Origin of the sequence: Enterobacter cloacae complex sp. 418I7 (genome assembly GCF_050030705.1) — a bacterium.
GTDB classification, from domain to species: Bacteria; Pseudomonadota; Gammaproteobacteria; order Enterobacterales; family Enterobacteriaceae; genus Enterobacter; species Enterobacter intestinihominis.
Window position 1 is genome coordinate 2,396,392 of sequence record NZ_JBLGUU010000001.1, and the last position, 24,091, is coordinate 2,420,482.

20 protein-coding genes and 1 pseudogene are annotated in these 24,091 nt (G+C 52.8%); 4 read left to right on the forward strand and 17 right to left on the reverse strand.

Annotated features, from left to right (window positions below; translation table 11 throughout):
* Nucleotides 1-193 precede the first annotated feature (193 nt).
* The gene (gene nifJ, locus ACQG0S_RS11550) at nt 194-3,718 is read left to right on the forward strand and encodes a pyruvate:ferredoxin (flavodoxin) oxidoreductase (protein ID WP_023300212.1); all 3,525 of its coding nucleotides are present in this window, start codon (nt 194-196) and stop codon (nt 3,716-3,718) included.
* Nucleotides 3,719-4,105: 387 nt separating this feature from the next.
* Entirely contained in the window at nt 4,106-5,233 is a 1,128-nt protein-coding gene (ompC, locus tag ACQG0S_RS11555) for a porin OmpC (protein WP_022648258.1), read from the forward strand.
* A 33-nt stretch (nt 5,234-5,266) separates the two neighbouring features.
* Here ompC and ACQG0S_RS11560 read toward each other — a convergent pair whose 3' ends face one another.
* The 3 genes from ACQG0S_RS11560 to ACQG0S_RS11570 all read right to left on the reverse strand — a co-directional run bounded on the left by ACQG0S_RS11560 (nt 5,267) and on the right by ACQG0S_RS11570 (nt 6,226).
* Nucleotides 5,267-5,689 carry a GFA family protein gene (locus ACQG0S_RS11560; RefSeq protein ID WP_023300213.1) on the reverse strand — a complete coding sequence of 141 codons (423 nt, stop codon included), beginning with the start codon at nt 5,687-5,689 and terminating at the stop codon, nt 5,267-5,269.
* Nucleotides 5,690-5,692: 3 nt separating this feature from the next.
* The gene (locus ACQG0S_RS11565; protein WP_022648260.1) at nt 5,693-5,890 is read right to left on the reverse strand and encodes a hypothetical protein; all 198 of its coding nucleotides are present in this window, start codon (nt 5,888-5,890) and stop codon (nt 5,693-5,695) included.
* A 204-nt stretch (nt 5,891-6,094) separates the two neighbouring features.
* Nucleotides 6,095-6,226 (reverse strand): hypothetical protein, encoded by a 132-nt coding sequence (locus tag ACQG0S_RS11570; protein ID WP_255248590.1) that lies wholly within the window; start codon nt 6,224-6,226, stop codon nt 6,095-6,097.
* Between the two features lie 81 nt (nt 6,227-6,307).
* Between ACQG0S_RS11570 and ACQG0S_RS11575 the strand changes: the two are divergent.
* Together ACQG0S_RS11575 and ttcA are read left to right on the forward strand one after the other, a co-directional pair.
* Nucleotides 6,308-6,493, forward strand: a pseudogene (locus ACQG0S_RS11575) (tyrosine-type recombinase/integrase); the annotation flags it as partial.
* 48 nt (nt 6,494-6,541) lie between these two features.
* Nucleotides 6,542-7,477 (forward strand): tRNA 2-thiocytidine(32) synthetase TtcA, encoded by a 936-nt coding sequence (gene ttcA, locus ACQG0S_RS11580; protein ID WP_048966800.1) that lies wholly within the window; start codon nt 6,542-6,544, stop codon nt 7,475-7,477.
* Nucleotides 7,478-7,520: 43 nt separating this feature from the next.
* Here ttcA and dbpA read toward each other — a convergent pair whose 3' ends face one another.
* From dbpA to ACQG0S_RS11650, 14 genes are all read right to left on the reverse strand, one after another.
* The gene (dbpA, locus tag ACQG0S_RS11585) at nt 7,521-8,894 is read right to left on the reverse strand and encodes an ATP-dependent RNA helicase DbpA (protein ID WP_022648261.1); all 1,374 of its coding nucleotides are present in this window, start codon (nt 8,892-8,894) and stop codon (nt 7,521-7,523) included.
* 57 nt (nt 8,895-8,951) lie between these two features.
* Complete coding sequence (locus ACQG0S_RS11590) at nt 8,952-9,098, reverse strand: hypothetical protein (protein WP_369702450.1); 147 nt, start codon at nt 9,096-9,098, stop codon at nt 8,952-8,954.
* Between the two features lie 281 nt (nt 9,099-9,379).
* Nucleotides 9,380-10,363 (reverse strand): zinc transporter ZntB, encoded by a 984-nt coding sequence (gene zntB / locus ACQG0S_RS11595; RefSeq protein WP_032624170.1) that lies wholly within the window; start codon nt 10,361-10,363, stop codon nt 9,380-9,382.
* A gap of 90 nt (nt 10,364-10,453) precedes the next feature.
* Nucleotides 10,454-11,584 carry a methyl-accepting chemotaxis protein gene (locus ACQG0S_RS11600; RefSeq protein ID WP_080461263.1) on the reverse strand — a complete coding sequence of 377 codons (1,131 nt, stop codon included), beginning with the start codon at nt 11,582-11,584 and terminating at the stop codon, nt 10,454-10,456.
* Nucleotides 11,585-11,897: 313 nt separating this feature from the next.
* Nucleotides 11,898-12,386 carry a hypothetical protein gene (locus tag ACQG0S_RS11605; RefSeq protein WP_046621363.1) on the reverse strand — a complete coding sequence of 163 codons (489 nt, stop codon included), beginning with the start codon at nt 12,384-12,386 and terminating at the stop codon, nt 11,898-11,900.
* 25 nt (nt 12,387-12,411) lie between these two features.
* Entirely contained in the window at nt 12,412-13,743 is a 1,332-nt protein-coding gene (locus ACQG0S_RS11610; protein ID WP_063137798.1) for a VasL domain-containing protein, read from the reverse strand.
* A gap of 23 nt (nt 13,744-13,766) precedes the next feature.
* Nucleotides 13,767-14,222, reverse strand: a complete 456-nt coding sequence (tssE, locus tag ACQG0S_RS11615; protein ID WP_023300218.1) for a type VI secretion system baseplate subunit TssE — start codon at nt 14,220-14,222, stop codon at nt 13,767-13,769.
* A complete protein-coding gene (tssJ, locus tag ACQG0S_RS11620) occupies nt 14,222-14,767 on the reverse strand; it encodes a type VI secretion system lipoprotein TssJ (protein ID WP_023300219.1) in 546 nt (181 codons plus the stop codon). Before tssJ ends, tssE begins: the two co-directional genes overlap by 1 nt.
* A complete protein-coding gene (gene tssG / locus ACQG0S_RS11625; protein WP_048966797.1) occupies nt 14,745-15,830 on the reverse strand; it encodes a type VI secretion system baseplate subunit TssG in 1,086 nt (361 codons plus the stop codon). Before tssG ends, tssJ begins: the two co-directional genes overlap by 23 nt.
* Nucleotides 15,794-17,548, reverse strand: coding sequence for a type VI secretion system baseplate subunit TssF (gene tssF, locus ACQG0S_RS11630; protein ID WP_048966796.1), 1,755 nt, complete (start codon nt 17,546-17,548; stop codon nt 15,794-15,796). The genes tssG and tssF overlap by 37 nt, the downstream gene beginning before the upstream one ends.
* Nucleotides 17,549-17,589: 41 nt before the next feature.
* Nucleotides 17,590-19,191, reverse strand: coding sequence for a type VI secretion system protein TssA (gene tssA, locus ACQG0S_RS11635; protein WP_048966795.1), 1,602 nt, complete (start codon nt 19,189-19,191; stop codon nt 17,590-17,592).
* The gene (locus ACQG0S_RS11640; protein WP_080461262.1) at nt 19,191-22,634 is read right to left on the reverse strand and encodes an ImcF-related family protein; all 3,444 of its coding nucleotides are present in this window, start codon (nt 22,632-22,634) and stop codon (nt 19,191-19,193) included. The genes tssA and ACQG0S_RS11640 overlap by 1 nt, the downstream gene beginning before the upstream one ends.
* Nucleotides 22,631-23,767 carry a hypothetical protein gene (locus ACQG0S_RS11645; protein ID WP_225303391.1) on the reverse strand — a complete coding sequence of 379 codons (1,137 nt, stop codon included), beginning with the start codon at nt 23,765-23,767 and terminating at the stop codon, nt 22,631-22,633. The genes ACQG0S_RS11640 and ACQG0S_RS11645 overlap by 4 nt, the downstream gene beginning before the upstream one ends.
* Nucleotides 23,757-24,017, reverse strand: a complete 261-nt coding sequence (locus ACQG0S_RS11650) for a PAAR domain-containing protein (RefSeq protein ID WP_072049838.1) — start codon at nt 24,015-24,017, stop codon at nt 23,757-23,759. Before ACQG0S_RS11650 ends, ACQG0S_RS11645 begins: the two co-directional genes overlap by 11 nt.
* Nucleotides 24,018-24,091 lie beyond the last annotated feature (74 nt).

Consider the following 24,091-nt stretch of genomic DNA (forward strand, 5'->3'; position numbering starts at 1 on the left):
TTTATGCGCTCTGGTAACAATTTCTCGCAATTTTTTATCGCGAATAGCCATCCAGTCATTGATACAGCGCATACCAAGGACACAAAAGCGAAAATCGTAAAACCTGAGCTTTGCTAAAATACACAGATAATATTCAGGGTCTGTCGTCGTTTTACAGGCCCTTCATTTTTGCGCAATGTAAGGGTGTTGTCCTATGCAAACTATTGACGGCAATGGTGCAGTCGCGTCTGTTGCGTTTCGCACCAGCGAAGTTATCGCCATCTACCCCATCACCCCAAGCTCCACTATGGCTGAACAGGCTGACGCCTGGGCTGGTAATGGGGTAAAAAACGTCTGGGGCGATGTCCCGCGGGTTGTTGAGATGCAGTCCGAAGCCGGCGCCATTGCCACCGTGCATGGTGCGTTGCAGACCGGTGCCCTGTCGACCTCGTTCACCTCGTCTCAGGGGCTGCTGTTGATGATCCCCACGCTTTACAAGCTGGCAGGACAATTAACGCCGTTTGTCCTGCACGTCGCCGCACGTACTGTAGCCACACACGCGCTCTCTATTTTTGGCGACCACTCAGACGTGATGGCCGTGCGTCAGACCGGCTGCGCTATGCTCTGCGCCAGCAGCGTGCAGGAAGCACAGGACTTCGCGCTGATTTCGCATATCGCCACGCTGAAAAGCCGAGTGCCATTTATTCATTTCTTCGATGGTTTTCGCACCTCTCACGAGATCAATAAAATCGTTCCGCTGCCGGATGACACCATACTGAACCTGCTGCCGCAGGCTGACATTGATGCCCATCGCGCTCGGGCCCTCAATCCGGAACATCCGGTGATCCGGGGTACCTCTGCCAACCCGGATACCTATTTCCAGTCCCGCGAGGCGACAAACCCGTGGTACAACGCGGTATATGAGCACGTCGAACAGGCGATGGACGATTTTTCCGCTGCGACGGGTCGCGCATATAAGCCATTTGAATATTACGGTCATCCGCAGGCCGAGCGCGTGATCGTCCTGATGGGCTCCGCCATCGGCACCTGCGAAGAGGTGGTCGATGAGCTTCTTACGCGTGGTGAAAAAGTTGGCGTACTAAAAGTTCGCCTCTACCGTCCATTCTCTGCGAAACATCTGCTCGCAGCCCTGCCGGAAAGCGCGCGTGCCGTGGCGGTACTTGACCGCACCAAAGAGCCTGGCGCGCAGGCTGAACCCCTTTACCTTGATGTAATGACCGCTCTGGCTGAGGCGTTTAATCACGGTGAACGCGAAACGCTGCCGCGCGTCATTGGCGGGCGTTATGGTTTGTCTTCCAAAGAGTTCGGGCCGGAGTGCGTCCTGGCCGTATTTGCTGAACTGCGCGAGGCAAAACCGAAGCCGCGCTTTACGGTCGGCATTTATGATGACGTGACTAACCTTTCTCTCCCTTTGCCGGAAAACACCCTGCCCTCGAATGCGAAACTGGAAGCGCTGTTCTACGGTCTGGGCAGCGACGGCAGCGTCTCGGCGACCAAGAACAACATCAAAATTATCGGTAACTCCACGCCGTGGTATGCGCAAGGGTATTTCGTTTACGATTCCAAAAAAGCGGGCGGGTTGACCGTCTCGCACCTGCGCGTCAGCGAACATCCAATCCGCTCGGCATACCTGATTTCTCAGGCGGATTTTGTTGGCTGTCATCAGCTCCAGTTTATCGATAAATACCAGATGGCCGAGCGCCTGAAGCCCGGCGGTATTTTCCTGATCAACACCCCGTATAGCGCCGATGAGGTCTGGGCACGACTGCCCCAGGAAGTCCAGGCGGTGCTAAATCAGAAACAGGCGCGCCTGTATGTCATTAACGCCGCGAAGATCGCCCGCGAGTGCGGCCTGGCCGCGCGTATCAATACGGTTATGCAGATGGCGTTCTTCCATCTGACCAATATTCTGCCGGGCGACAGCGCGCTGATGGAGCTCCAGGGGGCGATAGCCAAAAGCTACAGCAGCAAAGGTCAGGAGCTGGTTGAGCGCAACTGGCAGGCGCTGGCGCTGGCCCGCGAGTCGCTGTTCGAGGTGCCGTTGCAGCCGGTCAATACCAGCAGCCCGAACCGGCCGCCAGTGGTGTCTGACGCTGCCCCGGATTTCGTCAAAACCGTTACGGCGGCGATGCTTGCCGGGTTGGGCGACACTCTTCCCGTCTCTGCGCTTCCGCCTGATGGCACCTGGCCGATGGGCACGACCCGCTGGGAAAAACGCAACATTGCCGAAGCGATCCCTATCTGGAAAGAAGAGCTGTGCACCCAGTGCAACCATTGCGTGGCGGCCTGCCCGCACTCGGCCATTCGCGCCAAAGTGGTGTCGCCAGAAGCGATGGCGGACGCACCGGAAAGTCTGCACTCGCTGGATGTAAAATCCCGTGATATGCGTGGCCAGAAATATGTTCTTCAGGTGGCACCAGAGGACTGTACCGGCTGTAACCTGTGCGTCGAGGTGTGCCCGGCGAAAGATCGTCAGGATCCCTCAATCAAAGCCATTAATATGATGTCGCGTCTGGAACATGTTGAAGAAGAGAAAGTGAATTATGACTTCTTCCTCGACCTGCCCGAAATCGATCGCAACAAGCTGGAACGTATTGACATTCGTACCTCGCAGCTTATCACCCCCCTCTTCGAGTACTCCGGGGCGTGTTCCGGATGCGGTGAAACGCCGTACATCAAACTGCTTACCCAGCTTTACGGCGACCGGATGCTGATTGCCAACGCGACGGGCTGCTCGTCAATCTATGGGGGGAACTTGCCGTCCACGCCTTATACCACCGACGCGTATGGCCGCGGCCCGGCTTGGGCAAACTCGTTATTTGAGGATAACGCAGAATTTGGTCTGGGATTCCGCCTGACGGTCGATCAGCACCGCGCCCGCGTAATGCGTCTGCTGGAACAGTTTGCCGATAAAATCCCGGCAGAGCTGAATGACGCCCTGCATGCGGAGGCCACGCCTGACGTTCGTCGCGCACAGGTTGCTGAGCTGCGCCACGCGCTTCAGGGTGTTGAAGGGGCTGAACAACTGCTGACCGATGCTGACGCGCTGGTTGAAAAATCTATCTGGCTGATCGGTGGCGACGGATGGGCCTACGATATTGGTTTCGGTGGTCTTGATCACGTCCTGAGCCTCACCGAAAACGTTAACATTCTGGTGCTTGATACTCAGTGTTATTCCAACACCGGCGGACAGGCCTCGAAAGCAACGCCACTGGGTGCGGTCACGAAATTTGGTGAGCATGGCAAACGTAAGGCGCGTAAAGATTTGGGCGTCAGCATGATGATGTATGGACACGTCTACGTCGCTCAGATTTCGCTGGGCGCGCAGCTTAACCAGACGGTGAAAGCCATTCAGGAAGCGGAAGCGTATCCTGGCCCGTCGCTGATCATCGCCTATAGCCCGTGTGAGGAGCATGGCTACGATCTGGCGCTTAGCCACGACCAGATGCGTCAGCTTACCGCAACCGGCTTCTGGCCGCTGTACCGCTTTGACCCGCGCCGTGCCGATGAAGGAAAATTACCGCTGGCGCTGGATTCACGTCCGCCTTCAGACGCCCTTGCCGAAACCTTACTTCAGGAGCAGCGTTTCCGCAGGCTGAACGCTCAACAACCAGAAGTAGCAGAGCAGCTATGGAGGGACGCGGCAGCGGATCTTCAGAAGCGTTATGACTTCCTTGCACAGCTGGCGGGGAAAGCGGAAAAATCAACCAGCGAATAACCGTTATGCCCGGCTTGTCCGGGCATTTTTTTGCCATAAAAAAGCCCGATGCACGTGCACCGGGCTAATCCAGAAGTTCGGTGAAAATTGCCTCAACGTTCTGAACAATATTCACGTGAATTATGGATGAAAAAATCTTAAAGGCATATAACGGCGTGGAGATTACCTTGTTTTCCACGTAATTAATAATTTTTATTTTGTATTGATTATAACGATTAATTCACGGCATCAATTGTTATTTCAAACGCATCATTTGCTTTAGATTTTACTCAACCCGTAACAATTATATTTTATTCATCAGCCCTCAGTGTGATTTAGCATGGGACAGCTTTCCAGCCCGGAAAGTTCACTAAGCAATAAAAAAATAACTGCAAAGGAATAATCAAAATGCAAAGAAAAGTACTGGCACTGATGATCCCCGCTTTGTTAATGGCTGGAGCCGCTCACGCAGCTGAAATTTATAATAAAGACGGCAATAAACTGGATCTGTATGGCAAAGTAGATGGTCTGCATTATTTCTCTGACGATGCGTCAAAAGATGGCGACCAAACCTATATGCGTCTGGGTTTCAAAGGTGAAACCCAAATCAACGACATGATGACCGGTTACGCGCAGTGGGAATACAACATTCAGGCAAACAACACCGAAGGCTCTGACAATCAGTCCTGGACGCGTCTGGCCTTCGCGGGTGTGAAGGTAGGCGACTACGGATCCTTCGATTACGGCCGTAACTATGGCGTCCTGTACGACGTAGAAGGCTGGACCGATATGCTGCCAGAATTTGGTGGCGACTCTTATACTTATGCCGATAACTTTATGACCGGTCGTGCAAACGGCGTGGCGACCTACCGTAACACCGACTTCTTTGGTCTGGTGCAGGGTCTGAACTTCGCGGTGCAGTATCAGGGTAATAATGAAGGTAATAACTGCGATGAGAATTTCTGCTCTACTAATGAAGGGACCAACAACGGTCGTGATACACGTCATGAAAATGGTGACGGTTACGGTATCTCCGCAACCTACGATTTCGGCATGGGCTTCAGCGCAGGCGCGGCATATGCTTCATCTGACCGTACTAACGATCAGGTAAATTACACTACTGCGGGCGGTGATACTGCGGATGCATGGACCGCAGGCCTCAAATACGATGCCAACAACATTTACCTGGCTGCAATGTATTCCGAAACCCGCAATATGACGCCGTACGGCGACAATGCAGATGCGGTTGCAAATAAAACCCAGAACTTTGAAGTGACCGCACAATATCAGTTCGATTTCGGTCTGCGCCCGGCTGTTTCCTATTTACAGTCCAAAGGTAAAGATCTGGGCAATGGACAGGACGATAAAGACCTGGTGAAATACGCTGACGTCGGTGCTACCTACTATTTCAACAAAAACATGTCCACCTATGTTGATTATAAAATCAACCTGCTGGATGAAGATGATTCATTCTACAAAAACAATGGCATCGGTACGGATGACATCGTAGCGTTAGGTCTGGTTTACCAGTTCTAATCCCGTTAGCCCGCAGCGATCTGCGGGCTAATTTTATCTCTGTTTCGCCTGTTCTTTGCGAAAAGAGAGATAGCCAATTACCCCGCTGTCGCCATCCATAGGGTGATTTATCCCATCCATTACCGCCACTTCCGGGAAGTCGAATGGCGTAACATTTTCCAGACAGGCGACATTCACACCATATTCATTGGGATTGGAACGTCGTTGATGGAACGTGTAAATACCGCAAACCGAGCAGAAGAAATGGCGCGCCGTGCCGGTGTTGAAACGGTACTCTGTGAGCGTGTCCGCGCCCTGCGTCACCTTAATACCCGTCAACGGCGCGGAAACCACTACTGCCCCGCGCATCCTGCAAAACGAGCAGCTACATCGCCGTGCGGTATTCAGGCCGTCCGTCAGCTCAACAGTAAATTTCACCGCCCCACAATGACACTGTGCATGACGAATTTCAGCCATCGCTTATACCCCTTTTCTCACTAACTCAGCCGCTTTTAAAAAGACCTCATCTTCGACACCATCCCCCTTCTGCCTGCCGAGCCTCACCAGCTCATCGACAATACTTTCACGGTTGATGATCTTCTGCGCTGAAACCAGCCCGATAACGGCGGCACCAATCGCCAGCCCAACTAATCCTGTCTGTTCGTCTTTATTTTTCATAGAAGCGCTCCCTTGTCCCCCTCAAAAGCGTAGCAGGAGAACTGTAAAACGTGCTGGAACGCGGGGATGAGATCGGTGCTTTATCTCACCTTCTCGTCCGGCAAAACAGGGGGTTCTGAGCGGGTATCGGAATATCGTGAATAGCGTTGCGCATAGCGAGGCCGTAATGGGTTTTAAAACCGCCTTCGTAAAGGCGGCTGGTCATTACTCTGGATCTTTATCGCCTGATTCAGGCGCTGAGCCAGGATCATCTTTCGGTTTTCTTCCATCCTTTTCCGGGTTATCCGGGCTGGGATTATAATCAGGATGGTCACCATTAACGGGACGGTCAGACATTTTCACCTCCGTTTTTACTGCGTAAGCTGTAAGTGTAGACAACCCGTTAGTCTTAACCAAACTTCTTTGAGGGGCTCATTTGTAAATCGTGCTGGCATTCGGCGCTGCAATCCGTACCATACACGACACACTTTCGCATGCTGGTTTTTACCGGTAGCCGCAAACCCGTCTTTTATCGCTAACCAGATGGGGCACGTAAATGCGCAGATGGTGTATGAAATCTATGCTACATGGATAGAAGAGATGAACACGAAGCTGACGCTTTGAAATCGTTTTCTCACCCTGTGCCCCATTTGAGATCTGAGTAACGAATAGATGCAACAAAATCAAGAGATTAACAAGAAAGAACAGTACAACCTGAATAAACTGCAAAAGCGACTGCGCCGTAACGTGGGCGAAGCCATTGCAGACTTCAACATGATTGAAGAAGGCGATCGCATCATGGTCTGCCTGTCGGGCGGTAAAGACAGCTACACCATGCTGGAGATCCTGCGCAATCTACAGCAAAGCGCACCGGTGAACTTTTCCCTGGTCGCGGTTAACCTCGATCAGAAACAGCCAGGATTCCCGGAGCATATCCTGCCGGAGTACCTTGAGAACCTGGGCGTTGAGTACAAAATCGTAGAAGAGAATACCTACGGCATTGTAAAAGAGAAGATCCCAGAGGGCAAAACGACCTGCTCGCTTTGCTCACGTTTGCGTCGCGGCATTCTGTACCGCACCGCAACCGAACTGGGCGCCACCAAGATTGCGCTGGGTCATCACCGGGACGACATTCTGCAAACGCTGTTTCTGAATATGTTCTATGGCGGCAAAATGAAGGGAATGCCACCGAAGCTGATGAGTGACGACGGCAAACACATCGTGATCCGCCCGCTCGCCTACTGTCGCGAGAAAGACATTGAGCGTTTCTCTCAGGCCAAAGCCTTCCCTATCATTCCGTGCAATCTGTGCGGCTCACAGCCGAACCTGCAACGTCAGGTCATTGGCGAAATGCTGCGTGACTGGGATAAACGCTATCCGGGCCGCATCGAAACCATGTTCAGCGCCATGCAGAACGTGGTGCCTTCGCACCTCGCCGATGTTGAACTTTTCGATTTCAAAGGGATTAACCACGGTTCAGAGGTGGTGAACGGCGGGGATCTGGCGTTTGACCGCGAAGAGATCCCGATGCAGCCTGCTGGCTGGCAGCCAGAGGAAGAGGATGCGCAATTCGATGAACTGCGCCTGAACGTGGTGGAAGTGAAATAACCTGACTGCGTCTCAGACAGTGCTTCTGAGACGCTTTTTTCCCTTACTTCAGCAGCCGAACACGGCAGGTTTTCCCTTTAATCTTCCCGCCCTGCAACTGTTTCCAGGCCTTATGCGCAACCGACTGGCGAACTGCTACGTAGACATGTGCAGGATGGACCGTGATCTTGCCAATATCTGCCCCGTCGAGACCGATATCCCCTGTTAACGCCCCCAGAACGTCACCGGGACGCATTTTGGCTTTTTTACCGCCGTCGATGCACAGGGTGGCCATTTCCGCCGCCAGCGGAGCGATGCTGATATTACCGGGGGCATTCACCCAGTTGAGTTTCAGTTGCAGCATTTCCGCAAGAATATTAGCGCGCTGCGCCTCTTCAGGCGCGCAGAAGCTGATCGCGAGACCGCTGTTACCCGCACGCGCGGTACGCCCGATGCGGTGGACATGCACTTCCGGATCCCATGCCAGTTCGAAATTCACCACCAGTTCAAGCGATTTGATATCCAGGCCACGAGCCGCCACATCCGTTGCAACCAGCACGCGAGCGCTGCCGTTAGCGAAACGCACCAGCGTCTGATCGCGATCGCGCTGCTCCAGATCGCCATGCAGCGATAATGCGCTCTGTCCGGCATCATTCAGGGCATCGCACACCGCCTGACAATCTTTTTTGGTATTACAGAACACCACGCAGGACGCTGGCTGGTGTTGGCTAAGCAATTTTTGCAGCAGTGGAATTTTGCCCTGCTGCGACGTCTCGAAGAACTGCTGCTCAATCGCTGGCAATGCATCGACAGTATCGATTTCAATGGTCAGCGGGTTCTTCTGCACGCGCCCGCTGATCGCCGCAATCGCCTCTGGCCAGGTGGCAGAAAAAAGCAGCGTCTGACGCGTGGCTGGCGCAAAGCGGATCACTTCGTCAATCGCATCGCTGAAGCCCATATCCAGCATGCGGTCAGCTTCATCCATCACCAGCGTTTGCAGTGCATCGAGTGAAACGGTGCCTTTTTGCAGGTGATCGAGCAGACGGCCCGGCGTTGCCACAATGATATGCGGCGCGTGTTGAAGGGAATCGCGCTGCGCACCGAACGGTTGTCCGCCGCAGAGCGTTAAAATTTTAGTGTTAGGCAAAAAACGCGCCAGACGACGCAGCTCACCCGCGACCTGGTCGGCCAGCTCGCGCGTCGGGCAGAGTATCAGGGACTGGGTCTGAAACAGGGTTGCATCAATATGCTGCAACAGGCCGAGTCCAAATGCAGCCGTTTTTCCACTACCGGTTTTCGCCTGCACGCGCACATCCCGGCCTTCAAGGATAGCCGGCAGCGCGGCGGCCTGGACAGGGGTCATAGTGAGGTAACCCAACTCATTCAGGTTTGTCAGTTGGGCTTCAGGCAGAACGTTCAGCGTGGAAAAAGCGGTCACAATATACTCTCATGGTAATGATTGCAGTCAGATGGCGCGTATCCTCGCAGATCTCCGCTAACGATGCGACAATTTAATCGGTTCTTCGTCCGGTGGCGGATCCGGCATCGGCTGCGGACGCGGGATGGGATCGGGAATTGGGGTCGGATCGGTGGGCACCGGATCGGACTGCCATGTGTTCAGGCGTTGCAGGGCAAGTAGCATACTCATCTTTTCCTCCAGATTTGGGTGCTTACCCCTAAAGGGTAGACGCAGATAAAAAGGAGGCAAAAAAAAGCCGACTATGAAGTCGGCGTCGTACGAATCAATTGTGCTATGCAGTAATTCAAAAAAAGGAAGTAAGACAATATGGAGCGCAACGCCCATCGCTTGACGTTGCATTCACCTGCGGGAGTAATATTGCACCTAACATGGTCTAAGTTTATTGACTTCGCTCAATTAAAATGTCGTTTTGAAGCAGTCGCAGCATTAGAAAATGCGTAAATTTACAGCCATTTACTACGATGCAACCACCATGCAACACCCCCAATCAAAACCACTAACATGACGCAAAACGTGGTGAAGCCATAGTGATATTCACCGCCGGGGATCCCCCCAAGATTGACGCCAAACAACCCGGTTAAGAACGTACTTGGCAAAAAAACCATCGCCATCAGCGACATGGTATAGGTTCTCCTGGCTAATGACTCCTGCATTACCTGTGCTATCTCATCCGCCATGACCGCCGTTCTGGCGATACACGAATCAATTTCGTCCAGACCACGTCCCAGCCGGTCAGCAATATCCTGCATTCTGCGACGCTGATCGTCATTCATCCAGCTCATGCGTTCGCTGGCCAGTCTCGCATAGACGTCGCGCTGCGGGGTCATATAGCGGCGCATAACAATAAGCTGTTTTCGCAACAACGCCAGAAAACCACGTGGGGGAATTTGCTGATCGAGCAGGTTGTCTTCCAGATCGATGATTTTATCGTGGAGTTCTTCAATAAACTCGCTGGCATGATCGGTCAGCGCATCACATACATCCACCAGCCAGCTTCCGCAATCCGTAGGCCCCGTGCCCTCTTTCAGATCGTTAATGACGTCATCCAGCGCCAGCACTTTTCGCTGACGGGTGGAAACAATCAATCGTTCATTCATATAGACACGCATTGCCACCAGCTGATCCGGACGCTCATCCGTACTGCCGTTTATGCAACGCAGTGTTATTAACGTCCCCTCACCCATCCGGCTGACGCGAGGTCTGAGACTTTCTCCCGCCAGCGCATCCCGAACGTTGTTAGGCAATAGCGGCGTGGACGCGAGCCACTCGGCGCTGTCCGGGTGCGTGTAGTTGAGGTGCAGCCAGCATGGGTGTTCGTTGTCGATGTGATCCTGATCTTCAAGCGGCCTTGCGCCCCCGCGCCCATCAAGTACCCATGCAAAAACCGCGTCAGGTACGTTAACTTCAGACCCTTTAATGCTCTCCACAGCGCCTCCACCGATTTATCTCTTTCGGTGTCAGTCTAGCTTTCGTCGAGGGTTAAGCAATAATTATGTGAGGCATCATCCTGAATATGCTCAGGAATTCACCACCCATTCGCGGCTTATTAACGCATTATCAGCCTGGTACTCGCTCTTCAGACGGAAATTACGTGTTCGTGTCTGAAGTTCAATCACCTGATTGCGCAGCACATCTGACGAACCGTTGAGTTCTTCAACCATCGACACATTGCTCTGTGTTACGCGTTCCAGCTCTGACAATGCCAGCGTGATTTGTGAAATCCCTTTTTCTTGTTCCGATGTTGAGGCGGAAATTTCATCCATCAGTCGGCTCACGTTGCCCGAGCCGGTAACGATGTCGTGCATGTTTTTTTCAGCTTCAGAGACTACGTTAACGCCCTGCGTCACGTTATGGCTGGTGACTTCAATCAATGACTTAATATTTTTTGCCGCTTCGGCGCTACGATGCGCCAGGCTTCTGACCTCACCAGCGACCACTGAAAAACCTTTTCCATGGTCGCCCGCTCTTGCCGCTTCAACGGCGGCGTTAAGCGCCAGAATATTGGTCTGAAAAGCGATACCGTCAATCAGCGAGATAATTTCTGTCATTTGCTGGGCGCAGTCGGTAATTGATTGCATATTGTTCGCGACCTGCCCCATTAACTCTCCGCCTTTACGCGCCTGCAACGTCGCGATATTCGCCTGTTCGCTGGCTAAACGGGTATTGTCGGCATTATTTTTTGTACTTGCAGCCATCTCTTCCATGCTGGCTGCCGTTTGCACCAGCGAAGCTGACTGCTGTTCTGTTTTAACGGAAAGCTGCGCGCTGCGTGAAGAAAGCTGATCTGACAGGGTCATCGCGGTTTGCGAGGAGGCGCGGATCTCACGGACCAGCGTTGCAATGTTGCTGGAGAGACTATTAATGCCCGGGATCAGTCGTCCCGCACAGTTGTTGCCGAATTCAGGGATCGACACGCCTAGATTGCCTGACGTCACTTCTTCAATACTTTTTTTCACAGTATTGATCGGCGTCACAAGATATTTTGTCATATACGCCCAGAGTAAAATTAAGGCGATACATTGTACGATAATGACTGCAATAAAAAGCGAAAAACTCCCTGAAAATAGCGCTATAACTCCATCACTTACCAAAAACACACATAAAAGGAAATAGACAATGAAGGTTCTGACACTAATATTTCTTAGCATAGTTTTTCCTACGACTTTATATTTTTGTGGGCTCTAAGGTTTATAGCATTGCCACAGTATTTTGTCCTCACGTTCGTCGTTGGTTTGTTGTTTTGCAGTTTGATTTGAGCAGTTTCGCTTAAGGCAGATAAAAAGCATGATATACGGTAAATATCCAGCTTGTAGTTTGGTTACCGCCCCCCCTTAAATATTAGCGCTTACCTATTTAAGAAGGAGTACCGTAGGGCAACATTGTTTAGTCATGCTTAATAAGTTAACGTAGTTAATATATATCAACTACGTTACCGTGACCTCCCACCAGGCTGGCTTACGTTCAGGCCAGACAGTCGACTGACTGGAAAAAATAGTCCTCCGTCATGAGAACATTCTCTTTCACACTTTGATGTCCGTGACGAATATACCAGCCTGTTTCAGGCGCCATACTTAAATGGTATATCCTCTCCCCCGATATACTGCCGGGGGCATTAATGCACATTGTCATACACCCCTTCTCTGATCCCCTGATGATCTGTTCTGGCATAATGCTGACGCTGCGATCTCCATTTCGCAGAATGACAGTCGTGATGACATAACGACATATACTGCTACTGAGGCTGTAGCCGACCGTACTCAAATCGGTGATATGCTTTTGGGATAACAGGACTTCAATACCAGAACCCTCAAACCAAACAATAATTTGCTGTGCAAGATCATCCATCCGCTGACAAAAAGCCCTGACTTCGGCTTCAGCCGTATTAATATGAATCGGTTTATTTACGTTATTCTGCTGCACTTTCTTAAAAAAACGCTCTCTTACTGACATGTTAACTCCGTGTTTTTCGCCAGTCTTATTGTTCTTTTTTGTGCTTCAGCAGGGCGTAGCTAACAATCAACTGCTGAAGATGTTGTTCGACCTTGTTTTGCTGCGCTGCTGACCGGGGTTGCCCGGCAGGTAGAGTGGAAAGCAGACGAAGCTGCTCCTCAAGCGGTATGGTTTGGCTAAATGACTGCGACATGGCAAACACGTCTGATTTCAGTTCACTCACCGTCATGTACTTCCCCTTCTGTTCATCCAGTGCGTTCAGCTTGTTCGTCAACTGCTGCAACTGCGCCATACCCTGATGCCATCCATTCAGATCTAAATCTGCTAGCGCAGCGATACTCATCTGTTTCTGCCAATGTTGCGCCAGGGGTTTGGCCTCTTCCGGCCACAGCGTCAGCGCCTGCTGCACCAGACGGTCGCCGAAGCTCACTGCCCAGTCTGGTTTCAACTGTAAAAGCTGCGCTAACAGCTGTTGTGTCCTGCCAATCCCCGGTTCCGGTGACGGTGACGTTTGTTGCAGCTCCTCTAATTGCCCTGTAGATAGCCCTTGAGGTAGAGGAGCCAGAGCCGCGGCTAGCTGCGCTTGTGCCGAATCTGGCGCATGCAACATCTGCCATCCTCCTACGACGACACTGGCTGCCACCAGCATGGTTAACATACCAGCAGCAAATGGCTTCCAGGGTTTCATCGACACCGGAGGTTCTTTAACCACCTCAACGTTCAGCACCGGCTCGGGCTCAACCACATAAACCCATTTACTACGCTCAGTCGGTTCGACGAGGTGAATTTCCGTAGCACCCAATGCGTCACCGTGCAGACTCATGTCCGTATTTTCGCTGTTTTCCAGACGCACTGCTGCGTTCTGCATCATCGTGCGCAGAGCATCAAGCTGAGTAGCATGCTTGAGTTCCATACGCTGCAAGACGTCCCCCAAAGCGCTCAGATGCTCTTCAGACTGATACAGCTGCCCTAAGTCAGCGTACGTCAGCGATAGCGTTCGTACTACCTGTTGCAGGCGCTTGCTGAGTGCACTGAGGATTTCGATTCGCGCATGGACAGGCTGTGGCCAGAGGTTTCCCCACTGGCGGGCTACCAGTGCAGCAAGTACCGCAAGCCCCTCATTCATACCGTACAATCCGGCCAGATGCGTACGGGCGAGCGTATACCAGGCAGCCGTTTGTAGCTCCACACCGTTATGCCCGAACAGTGACAGACAGAGCGTTTCCGCGTGTTGCCAGTTCACATCCGGGCGTGCCGGATGGGTGAGCTTGTTCATTTCTTCGCGCAAGGCAGCGTAATCCGCAAGCGTGCGCGGATCCCCGCCGGTTTTAAGTTGGCGTTCAGAATTTATTGTCATAACTGTTTTAACCTGAGTAATAACTAGATGGCGGCTCGTGCATCGAGGTATTGCTGTTGTTTCAGATGACGGATTAATACCCTGCCCTCGGGCATAAATTCCGTGCCGTAGCGCACCAGCCCCACCCCCTTCAGCTCCGCGTCAATGGCGTAGCGAAGCTCACCGGCCTGAATCTGTTCCTGCATCACCACGTTAATTCGATTCAGGCGCGGCTCATATTTCAGCAACACGGCCGACAGTGTGGTGATCAGCTGATGGGCGGTTCCGGGCATCCCCTGGAGGATTTTTGTCATATCCGGCATGCCGTAGTCTGGCAGGTGAGCCAGCGTACCAGCGCGGCAGTTGAGGATGCGCTGCATGTTATCGAGTACTGATAAAATCACCTGATTCTGTTCGCTGACCTGGTTGAGGTTCAGGCCACCTGAGAAATTGCCGCTCAGCATTTCATACAGCGATGGCGTATTATGTCCCTTTGGCATCAGTCATCCTTCAATGGCTGTAACGTCAGGTGGTTATTCCCGGCCTCCAGAATGCGCGGCTTATCCGGATCGAGATCTTCACGTTTTAGAACCTGCTTCCAGGTATTGTTGTCCAGGTCCGGGTGACGAAACAGGCCGACTACCGCGACAAACTGCGTTTCTTCTTCCATTGGCATATCAAGATTTGTATCACCACCCGGTTTTACGACCACATCTCGGGTCGTCAGCAGGTCGGCTTTCAGGATGGTTTCGCCATCTTTCAGGAGTTGCTGGTAAACCGTTTTATCGAAGATTTTGCGGTCTTTCAGTTGATAGACGCGGACTACCACCGGCTCGGAGAGTGAGTTATTTTCGCGGGAATCGGTGTTTAACGCTTCACGCGCCGTGAAATCCAGGTGCAGCATCTTAATTTTTTTGTAGAACACGGAGTTAAATGCCGATTTGGTGCCATCAGTGATGCCCTGCGTCACCCCGCACCCCGTCAGGCTGAATGCCAGCAGAGCAGGCAGCAAGCTCGCGTGTTTAATTGAACTTGTACGTAACACGTCGGTTTCCTTGTTGTGATATTGCCGGCTTCAGGCCGGTGTAATAGCCCAGTTCCGTCGTAAAGGTCGGTGGGATATCGTCTGTAAACTCCCCCTCATCAGCCCCCAGCACGCCGTTCATCCCGAGCCAGAAAGGGCCTTCACCAAGCGGCGGAACGGCAAGAAGTCGGGTCCGGGTGGTCAGGGTGAGTTTTGCCTTAAAACGCCAACCGAGCCAGACACGAAGCATCACCATAAAGTCCTGATACAGCAGACCGTCCGGCTTCCAGCCCTGTGCCTCCTGTTCATTATCCGTCCTAAGCGCAACCAGCAGTTGGCTACCCGCATCCATCGCTTCGTCACCCAGTGGCGTGTTGCCGTCCAACAGAAAATCGTCATCACCGTAAAAGCCCATTGGCTGACCAATTTCCACCGGCCGCAGGCAGTACGGGCTAACCTTCACGGTGGTTTCCGGGGCCAGCAAAGTCACCAGCGCCTGCATCCCCTCCTGCGTTTTGCCCGGTTGCTGTAGGACACCCAGCAAAGCCAGAAAACGGGATACCGGTGTGGCAATGTGGTCTGCTGTGCCGGGAATACCCAACCCCACCAGGCCCAGCAGTGACTGCGAGATGCTGTCCGTACCACCGGGTTCAAAGGTGGCCGGATAAGAGTATTTACGCCAGATACGGTAAAACTGCGTCAGAATGCGATGGCTGAAGATATCCAGAAAACCCTGTAGTGCATCATGCCCTTCCCGACGCTGAGCGATGTCATCGAGATACGCCGTCGGCAAGGGTGAGTCGACACCGTACATTCCCATAAAGGTCGTGCGGATGAGTGGTGGCCGGCTGTCATCCTCCTCATCATATTCCACGGCTTTCATCTCACTGGCCGGAAATCCCATCCCCGGATGTGGGGCAAAGCGTACCGGATCATCCCCCGGGTGACTGGTCGAGCCCATCAGCGGCCTGCCCGGGTTACGCTTCTCCAGTAACTGGCATAAACGGTAAAAGTTCATACGATGCAAGTCGGCTTCCAGCCGTGGGCTCAGCCGGGAATACGGCGATTGTGCTTCTCTTCCCATTCCAGGCGCTCTCCGGTAGGTTGCAGGATGATAATCAGTCGGTTAAACAGATAAATGTCGGTGTAGAGCGCAAAGAAACGACTCAGCATCTCGCCAAACAGGCAGATGTCACCGCGCCCGGCAAAGCCATGGCTGTCCAGGGTCACCTCAATCTGCACGCCGCGCACCAGATAGCCCTGCTCAAAGCGTTCGGTTTCACTGTGCTTCACGTCAATGATGGCTTCCAGGCGGCGACGGTTCATCTCGCTGTCGGTCCATTCATACAGCGCCAGGGTACCGCGCAGCACGTCGGCATTATCCATCATCGACAGAAATCCGCTGCCAAGGTGACTCAGCACGCGCCAGTGGAAACGGTCCTGCGCCGGTGGGTAACAAGGTAGCGTCGGCGCGCACAGGTTGCGCACGGCAATGCTGACCGAAGTGGTTTTCATCACCGTATCAAGCACGGTGCTTTGCAGCGCACGTCGTGGCAGTTGACCGTTTGTGCCGGTGAGCGTCAGCGACAGGCTTTCGTCTTCCGGGACGGTATGATTATCAAATGCTTCGCCGCCAAGAATGAGCCAGGTGTTATGCAGGCCGGACGGACCGCGGCGCACGCGGGTGTGGTAGTAATATTCCGGTGCTTCATGACGCATCATTCCTCCCTTATGACGGAAGCTCGAAAACGGCACGTAGGTATGCTGACTCGACGACATCACCGAATCCACGGTATATATCTCGGTATGGCCATCCTGCACGCGCATCGGGCGCAGCATGTATTCGGTTTGCAGAGAATTGAGCGTCAGCGGATCGGATTCCAGCGGAAACAGGTTAATGACCGGCACGCAATTCAGGCGCAGGTGCTTTTCGGTAAAGCTGAAGTCATGCTCCCAGCGTTCCGCCAGCACCACGTCGATTTCAAACCAAGGAAGCTCAGAAGGAAAGATCACGGCCTCCAGCCCGCGCAGCCCCATGAACATAAATTTCTCGCGGAAGGTGAAGTACTCCAGCAGCAACTGGTAACCGCTGAAACTGCTGTCCCCCTTCGGCCACAGCCTGTCATCATCACCAAACCCCAGTGCGGTGAAATACCCGTCCATCGGCCTTCTGTCCGTGTCACCTTGCATGCGCAGCCACAGACGCGCCGTATTCATGGTAAAAGCTTCATGCATAGCGCAGGCCAGCGGTGCGTCAGCATTGAAATAGAACGGGATCTGGCTGAGATCGACACGGCTCCAGTCAGCAAGATGGCTACAACTGAAGCGCAGGCTGATGACAGAGCGCCCGTCAGGATCAGTCGACAGGCGGGCATGCTCCAACGCCAGTGGCTGAAGGGTTATCTCTTTAGTTGTGGTGTAGCGACAACGCGTGCCTTTTTCACCGATCGGCCGCGAATTGACCTCGAAACCTCTGGCGATACCCATCGGTTCTTTCATCTCACGCCAGACAGGAGTGAACTCCACCACCGACATCGAGGGAATGGTGCGCAGGTAATGCGGCCACAACAGGCTGACCAGCCCTTCGGTCAGTTCCGGCAGGTCGTCGTCAAGCTTCTCGCGCAGGCGGCCCATCAGGAAGGCAAAGCCCTCGAACAGGCGTTCCACGTACGGGTCGCGCGCGCCCGCTTTATCGAGATTGAGCATAGCCGCCTGCTCGGGGTGAGCACGGGCAAATTCTTCGCCGGCTTCCAGCAGATAGCGCATTTCAGCGTCGTAGTAACGCAGGGTTAAATCATCCATAAGAACCTGAATAAATGTGTTTTAAAGGTATGTCAGTCGCTTTACCCGCAAAGCACCGCACAGCCTGCCGGGTCAAGCGCAATCAGGCCCGCCAGAAGCTGGTCCATCTCTGGCTGAAGCCGTGACTTATCGGTTTCGCTGCGGGCGGCTTTCATGCGCAGCAGCCTGAGGCGGCGCGATTTCACTTCAAACAACAATGCTGGCGTCCATTGCGTGAGGGTGATGGCCTGTGCTGCACCGTCAAGCTCACCCAGCAGATGCAGAGCCAGCTCATTCTTACCCTTCTGCTCCGCCACACGTGCCATCAGCAGACGCACCAACCATTTGTCTTTTGTGGTGTCGGTGCCCGGGCGCGTTTGCAGCCAGTGGAGTGTGGCATCCAGACCATCCGTGTCAGCTTTCTCCAAAGCTTCCGGTTCAAGGGCCAGAATATCGTTGCCAGTTTCACTCAAGGCATTGACAGGCTCATCCCGCCAGTTGGACATCTCGTCCTGCACGCTCTGGTTTATCCAGTTCAGCGTGACCTCATCAGCAAAGGGTGTGCCGTCATTGAAGGCCAGCGTTTCAAGTCCGGGAAGGCGCCGCAGCAGCCCTTTCAGGTCAGCGATAATGATATCGGCCAGCACATCCTGGCCTGATTTAATCAGGGCCTGATGGATGTACCACTGCAAATCCAGCCAGAGATGATTGGCGCCACGCGAGAAAGTGCTGTCCGCTTGTTCCAGTATCTCCAGCCAGCTCTGTTGCAAATACAGCCGTTTGAGCATTGCCCGCTGGTCAGCCCGCGGCGGTTCGATGCGCGTTTTCCCTTCGGCATCCGGTGCCGGGATCGCTCTCAGCGTGTCGTGACGCAGACTTTTCATCAGTCGGTGTGCGGCAAGCCAGCCATCGGGTTGCTCACGCAGATATCCCGTCAGGGTACGGGCCTGAGCCAGCAAATCCTGACCTGACGTGATGTGGCTCAGCACTGGCGCGTCCTGTTCTGCCGCGTGAGATGCCCACTGCGCGCGTGTTTTACTGCTGGCGTTCTGGGGTATTACCGCATCCACGCCACCGGCTTTCATCAGGCGGGAACCCAGCGCGCTGTACAGGGCATTCAGATCTGGACGTGACGCTTCAGGCTCAGTTTCAAGACTGTCTCGGATGAGAAGCAACGCTCCGGTCGTACGCTGGGCATCGTCGCGTACCACTTCTGGCCAGAGTAACAGGCTGTCAAGTAGACGAGAGCCTGCGAGCCACTCCAGCGCCGGTTTACGGCTTCGCTCACGCTGAGGATGGAGCTGTGTTCCATATTGGGTTAGTAATCCCGCCAGTAACTCAAGCCCTTCAGCAAACCCGTTTTCACCGTCCTGGTGCAAGCGCGCCCAACAATAGTAAGTAGCAATCCGGACATCTTTGGCCACAGTGATCAGCACCTTTTCAGCCAGCTGGCAAATCAGCCCGGTATCAATACTGGAAAGTTTATTGACCTCCTCCCGGATACGCTGGAAATCATCGTCATAACCCGGGTCTTCTCCTGTAGGACTGTTCTCACTGATCGGGGTAAGCCAGCGCTGCCAGCTTTCGGTACGTGACTGCGCCTGCTGTCGCAGTAGGGTTTCATCTGCCTGGCAGGCAACAACCAGATTCTGCAAAGCGTCCATTATTCGACTCCGTCCATGTCACTGTTTTCTGTATTGGTCATCAGCGCCTGCGCCATAGCCGCGCTATCTACGCTAAATATTTGATCTGGCAGCGTGAAGCCCCGCAGTGCCAGTAACGCCAGCGGCCCACTGCCCAGTTGTGAACGCAGTACCCACTGTAGGGTACGACCATCCGGCGCGGTAAAACTCATCATCCACTGACTGCGGTCAAGCTGCTCTCGTTTACTCTCATCCAGCCAGCGAATAAAGCCCCAGGTTCCGCTGTAATCACCAAACAGACGTGCACCCGCATTGACGGTGGTCCATGTCAGCATGGTTCCGGGCTTGTAGGTGTCACCAGGCCAGCGGAAGCTCTGCCAGTCTGCCATCTGGTTGAAGTAGTGTAGCTTTTGTCCATCAATAGTTAGTTGCGTTTCTACCACCTGCGGTACCGGACGCGCCTGTAGTTCAAAGCTGATGCCATGACTGCCGTCGGTAAACAAGATATCCGATAGCTGGCTGAGCTGATTAATCGCCCGCAGGAAGGCTGGGTTAAAGTTCAGTCCCTGGCTGTTGACCTTATCCGGTACCCACTGGCTGCCCTCCTTATGCAGCACACCGCCGAGTTCCGTGGTCAGGAAGCGCTCAATGCGTCCGCTGTCCTTACGCACAAACTCAGCCAGCATTGGCAGAGAGGAATCACTCTTGCTGACAGCAAATGGGAAACGTCCGTCAAATGCCGTATGCCAGTTCGCCACCACGGAACGACTCCATTTGTCATTCAGGCTCGCTGCCGATGGCTGAAGCACAGTTTCCCAGGCCTGGGTCAGCGGCTGCACAAACATGGTGCTGCCAAAACCACTCCACTCTTCGCCCAGGCTTGCAGCAATCAGGCTGCCGTACTGCTGGGTGTCGGTCAGGTCCACGCTTTTGCCCTGGAATACGGTCTGCGCCAGGCTCTGCATCATTTCCTGAGGGTCAGAGGCGCTGGCGACCTGTTGCAGACGCAGACGCACACGGGTGATACGGGTAAGATACGTTTGCAGGCTCAGTGAATTGTCAGCCGACATAACGTTGCTGCCGTTGTTTTTACCCATAAGTGTTAGCAACGGTCCAAAGGTTTCATCCAGTGGGCCCTGTGGGCCTGAGGCTGACTGGTCAATTACCGGTTTGTCCTTCCCGCCTACCAGGTCTTTAGCCGATTTGATGATGGAGTCCGACAGGCCTTCACTCTTCTGGCCGGCCTGCCCCTGCCAGGCGAGGGTGTTCATCAGGGCAATCAGCGGTGACTGGCGAACATCACTCATCAGCGTCAGCTGGTCAGTGACGTCTGCAATATTGTTTGCCGGATTAAGTTGCAGGCTGTTGAGGAAGCTCAGCCAGCTACCGGCAAAGTCGGTGAAGTAGCGTTCCGTCAGACGTGCTTTCAGTGCTTCCGGCGACAGGTCTGAGGAAACGGTTTTCCGGCTGTCGCTCAGTACCCAGTCGATTTCATCGCGGCGGGAGTTTGCCGCTTTCTCAATGGCCTGCTGAATCCCTCCCTCCCAGGCCTGACGGGTGAACATGCCCGGCACCACCTCATCGGTGGTAAACAGGCGACGGGCATCGGTACCGCCAGTCATGTCCTCCAGAGACACATCGGCAAAGTTACGACGTACGGATTTGAGCATGTTCTCGTACAGCGTACTTTCCGCGTTGCGCCGTCCTATCTGCTGCAACAACACCTGGCGGCTCTGGCTGACCAGTTGCGCATCCGGCGTGATTTTCCACTGTGGCTGCGCTGGCAGTTCGGTGATGTAGAAGGCCCACAAATCCGGTGACAGGCTTTGCCACAGGCCAGCTGAGATACCTAAACGCGTCGGCTGCACGGTTTTCATGGTTTGCGCGTAGAATGCACCATCAGCTTTATCCGGACGGGACATCATCAGCCAGGCTTTCAACTGGTCATAACCCGGTTTCGCCATCTGTGTCCGCTGGTCGCTGTTGGGTGCCGAATTGACCAGCGCAATGAGCTTCTGCTTAAGCGCTTCATTTGCCGGATCACGTATCAGACGGTTGTTCGCCACCCCGTACCAGGGCAGCAATGCGTCAAGCAACTGCTGATCATGGTTAAGACCAAAGCGCTGATACCATGGCGCGCCGTCCTGAATATGGTGCAGCAGGCGACCGGCATCATTACGCAAAGCATGCAGGGCCGTCAGTTGGTAATCCGATACAGAAGGGTGCTCCACCAGAGCATGAGCCTGCTGTGCAACAGAAACTATTTGTGACCGGTTGACCGCAAACGACAGCAGCATCCCTCCCCCCCAGACACTGATGATGGCCATCAGTGCCCAGGCCAGCGCTCGTTCCCACGGCATACCGACACGACGGCCACGTACGCGGGTGCAGTCGTCAACAATACCCTGCCAGGTTGCTGGCAGAGTCAGGGCATGACGCTGTGATCCATAATTCTCAGCATCGGCTGTCCCCGCTGACATTCCGGCAGGTTTCTTCTCCGACAGGCTGAACATCAGACCACGCAGCGGGACGCGCTGCTGAGAAACAAAGAACCATGGCTGCAACTGCTGAGCCCAGCGGGCAATAGCACCGTCGTTCAGGTGCTGGCTCAGGCGCAGCAGGAAGTCGTGGCTGCTGTTTTCCGCGACCTGACTCATCCCCTGCGCCCGTAGGGCCGGCAGCATCAGTTCCAGCTGGCGGATTACATCATCTTCTTTTGCGCGTGGTGGAAAGCTTGCGCCTACCGCCTGCTCAGGACGCGTACCCTGCGACCAGTGACTGCTGCACAGTTGCCACAGCCAGACCGGAGCGGAATAACGCAGCAGTTCGCTGATTTTTTCCAGGCCGCGTAAATCGCTGTCGCTGATATGTGGGGTCAGCTTAGGCGACTCAGGCAGTACACGGATAATCCCGTCCAGCGGGCGCCCGCGGCGTAGTTTACGCAGCGCGGTGTATTTTTCGCGGTCAGGCTCCGATGCCAGGTTGCCGCCGTAAATCAGCACGGTGCGGTTGCCTTCAAGCCACTGCTGCTGTTGTAGGCCGGGTACCAGTTGTTCAATCGCGGCTTCATCGCCGGTGATTAATAATAACCGGACTTTGCGACGCCAAAAGACTCTATAACGAAGATTAAGGTGCTGTTTTAAATCTGTATAAACTGTGATTGTTGTCATCACATCAGGATTTGTTTTAGTTTCAGCCCCCGAGGAATCCGGTGGTAAATAATTGCGTTGTTTTTTTCTTTGCTTCCTCCGCCAATAAAAAGGAGAGCAAACAGTGCCTAAAAATAAAAAACAAAATACACCACCCCATACAGACATAATTTGGCGATATGCCAGACCATACTTAAGCAAGGCATCCTGATTAATAAACAGCAAAAACGCAGTTATACCAGCAAGGCCAATAATTAAAATAAAATACCCCCAAAATCCATAACGTGCCGACTGCAATTCCTTTTTCTGGGTCATAAGTAATGTTTCCGAGTAATCAAACAAAGCAGCCTGGACTGAGGTGATGCCTGGATAATTAATAATTGGTTAGCTTCAGTATTTTGAGCTGCGTCAACCAACAATGCGAGTGAAACAGGGAATGTCATTTCACCGGGAGGACCAAAAGAAAAATCAATTAAATAAAAAGGATGTTTCTCTGGAAGTTTCCACTGAAATCGTTCGGCATACTGCATCAATTTTGAAGTAATATCAGCAGTTATACCAGAAAGCCAAACATGACGTACCTCACTCTTATCTATTCGATTGTATTCAAAAAGCATTTCTAAAGCTTTTTCAAGGTTATCATTATCCAGATGCATAACACGGCCTAATCCGGCAAGTACCGGTATAGCATGTCGTTTGGAAAAAGTTGATGATGATATAAGCTGAGCAGAGACCATTTCGCTGGATTGTTTCGGTATACCTGTCAACCAGCATTGGAAGCTAAGAACTAATATCAAACCATCAAAATTAACATTGTCGTGAAATTTTTCAATACACTCAACGGAATAATTCACTTCGGGAAGTAAATCCCATTGTGAAAGAATAATCTGGCTTACGTTATTTTTGTCCCAACTGGAGGGTTGTAATACATAAACAGTATGCAAATATTTCCGATAACCCGGATACTGTTGCTCCAACTGTTTGTCGATCATATCAGATAAAACACGGATGGAACCCCAGGAATGCGACAGCGGTCTAACTTTATCCGGATATGCTGGAATATCAGACAAAGGCCCAAGCAAACTCTCAGCCCCTTTGTCCTCAGGAGTAAGGATAACATTTCCAACCACTGACAACTGTTGTCGACTCCAGTGCTGCCATAATGCCTTTGTTCGTTCAGTTTCCTCTTTCCAGGCAGAAAGAGCAATGCTTGACTGTTCATAACGATTCAGCGCTGCGCCAAAAAGACATAACCATATGAAAAATGCCGGAAGCAGAAGGAAAAACTCTATTTTCTTATATTCATCAACCCCCCATAAAGAAAAACCTAAAAGAGCACAAACTATTAACATAGAAATAAGAACAATCCCCCATCGCTTGTATGACAAGTTGGCAATTGTACTTTTTTCGGGTACTTTGGGGATAGGCCACATAATGTTAAGACTCAATAGTATTTTCGATGTGAGAACTAATGACTTTGCATCCACAGGCACAAGCACAGTTATTAACAACAACATTTAACCCATTTTCTGATGCTCTTGAATCTCCTTCTTTAATCTGATTGACTCCGTGTATTGGGCAAGAAACTAAATCACCGACGAGGGCAACCTGAATACCATTGATAAACATTGTCGACGACGCGGCAATAACCTTTCCACCATGAGTGGTATCATCACCCAGGCAAACAATTCCAGACATATCACTCCTCTCTATAAAATCAATTTGCAACACTATGATGACTTGTTACAAAAATATCCTTTCATTTTATTATC

What these genes read in the sequence shown, in the direction of transcription:
- nifJ (WP_023300212.1), top strand. Translation starts at nt 194, where the DNA reads ATGCAAACTATTGACGGCAATGGTGCAGTCGCGTCTGTTGCGTTTCGC.
- ompC (WP_022648258.1), top strand. Translation starts at nt 4,106, where the DNA reads ATGCAAAGAAAAGTACTGGCACTGATGATCCCCGCTTTGTTAATGGCT.
- ACQG0S_RS11560 (WP_023300213.1), bottom strand. Translation starts at nt 5,689, where the DNA reads ATGGCTGAAATTCGTCATGCACAGTGTCATTGTGGGGCGGTGAAATTT.
- ACQG0S_RS11565 (WP_022648260.1), bottom strand. Translation starts at nt 5,890, where the DNA reads ATGAAAAATAAAGACGAACAGACAGGATTAGTTGGGCTGGCGATTGGT.
- ACQG0S_RS11570 (WP_255248590.1), bottom strand. Translation starts at nt 6,226, where the DNA reads ATGTCTGACCGTCCCGTTAATGGTGACCATCCTGATTATAATCCCAGC.
- ttcA (WP_048966800.1), top strand. Translation starts at nt 6,542, where the DNA reads ATGCAACAAAATCAAGAGATTAACAAGAAAGAACAGTACAACCTGAAT.
- ACQG0S_RS11590 (WP_369702450.1), bottom strand. Translation starts at nt 9,098, where the DNA reads ATGCTACTTGCCCTGCAACGCCTGAACACATGGCAGTCCGATCCGGTG.
- ACQG0S_RS11600 (WP_080461263.1), bottom strand. Translation starts at nt 11,584, where the DNA reads ATGCTAAGAAATATTAGTGTCAGAACCTTCATTGTCTATTTCCTTTTA.
- ACQG0S_RS11605 (WP_046621363.1), bottom strand. Translation starts at nt 12,386, where the DNA reads ATGTCAGTAAGAGAGCGTTTTTTTAAGAAAGTGCAGCAGAATAACGTA.
- ACQG0S_RS11610 (WP_063137798.1), bottom strand. Translation starts at nt 13,743, where the DNA reads ATGACAATAAATTCTGAACGCCAACTTAAAACCGGCGGGGATCCGCGC.
- tssE (WP_023300218.1), bottom strand. Translation starts at nt 14,222, where the DNA reads ATGCCAAAGGGACATAATACGCCATCGCTGTATGAAATGCTGAGCGGC.
- tssG (WP_048966797.1), bottom strand. Translation starts at nt 15,830, where the DNA reads ATGGGAAGAGAAGCACAATCGCCGTATTCCCGGCTGAGCCCACGGCTG.
- tssF (WP_048966796.1), bottom strand. Translation starts at nt 17,548, where the DNA reads ATGGATGATTTAACCCTGCGTTACTACGACGCTGAAATGCGCTATCTG.
- tssA (WP_048966795.1), bottom strand. Translation starts at nt 19,191, where the DNA reads ATGGACGCTTTGCAGAATCTGGTTGTTGCCTGCCAGGCAGATGAAACC.
- ACQG0S_RS11640 (WP_080461262.1), bottom strand. Translation starts at nt 22,634, where the DNA reads ATGACCCAGAAAAAGGAATTGCAGTCGGCACGTTATGGATTTTGGGGG.
- ACQG0S_RS11650 (WP_072049838.1), bottom strand. Translation starts at nt 24,017, where the DNA reads ATGTCTGGAATTGTTTGCCTGGGTGATGATACCACTCATGGTGGAAAG.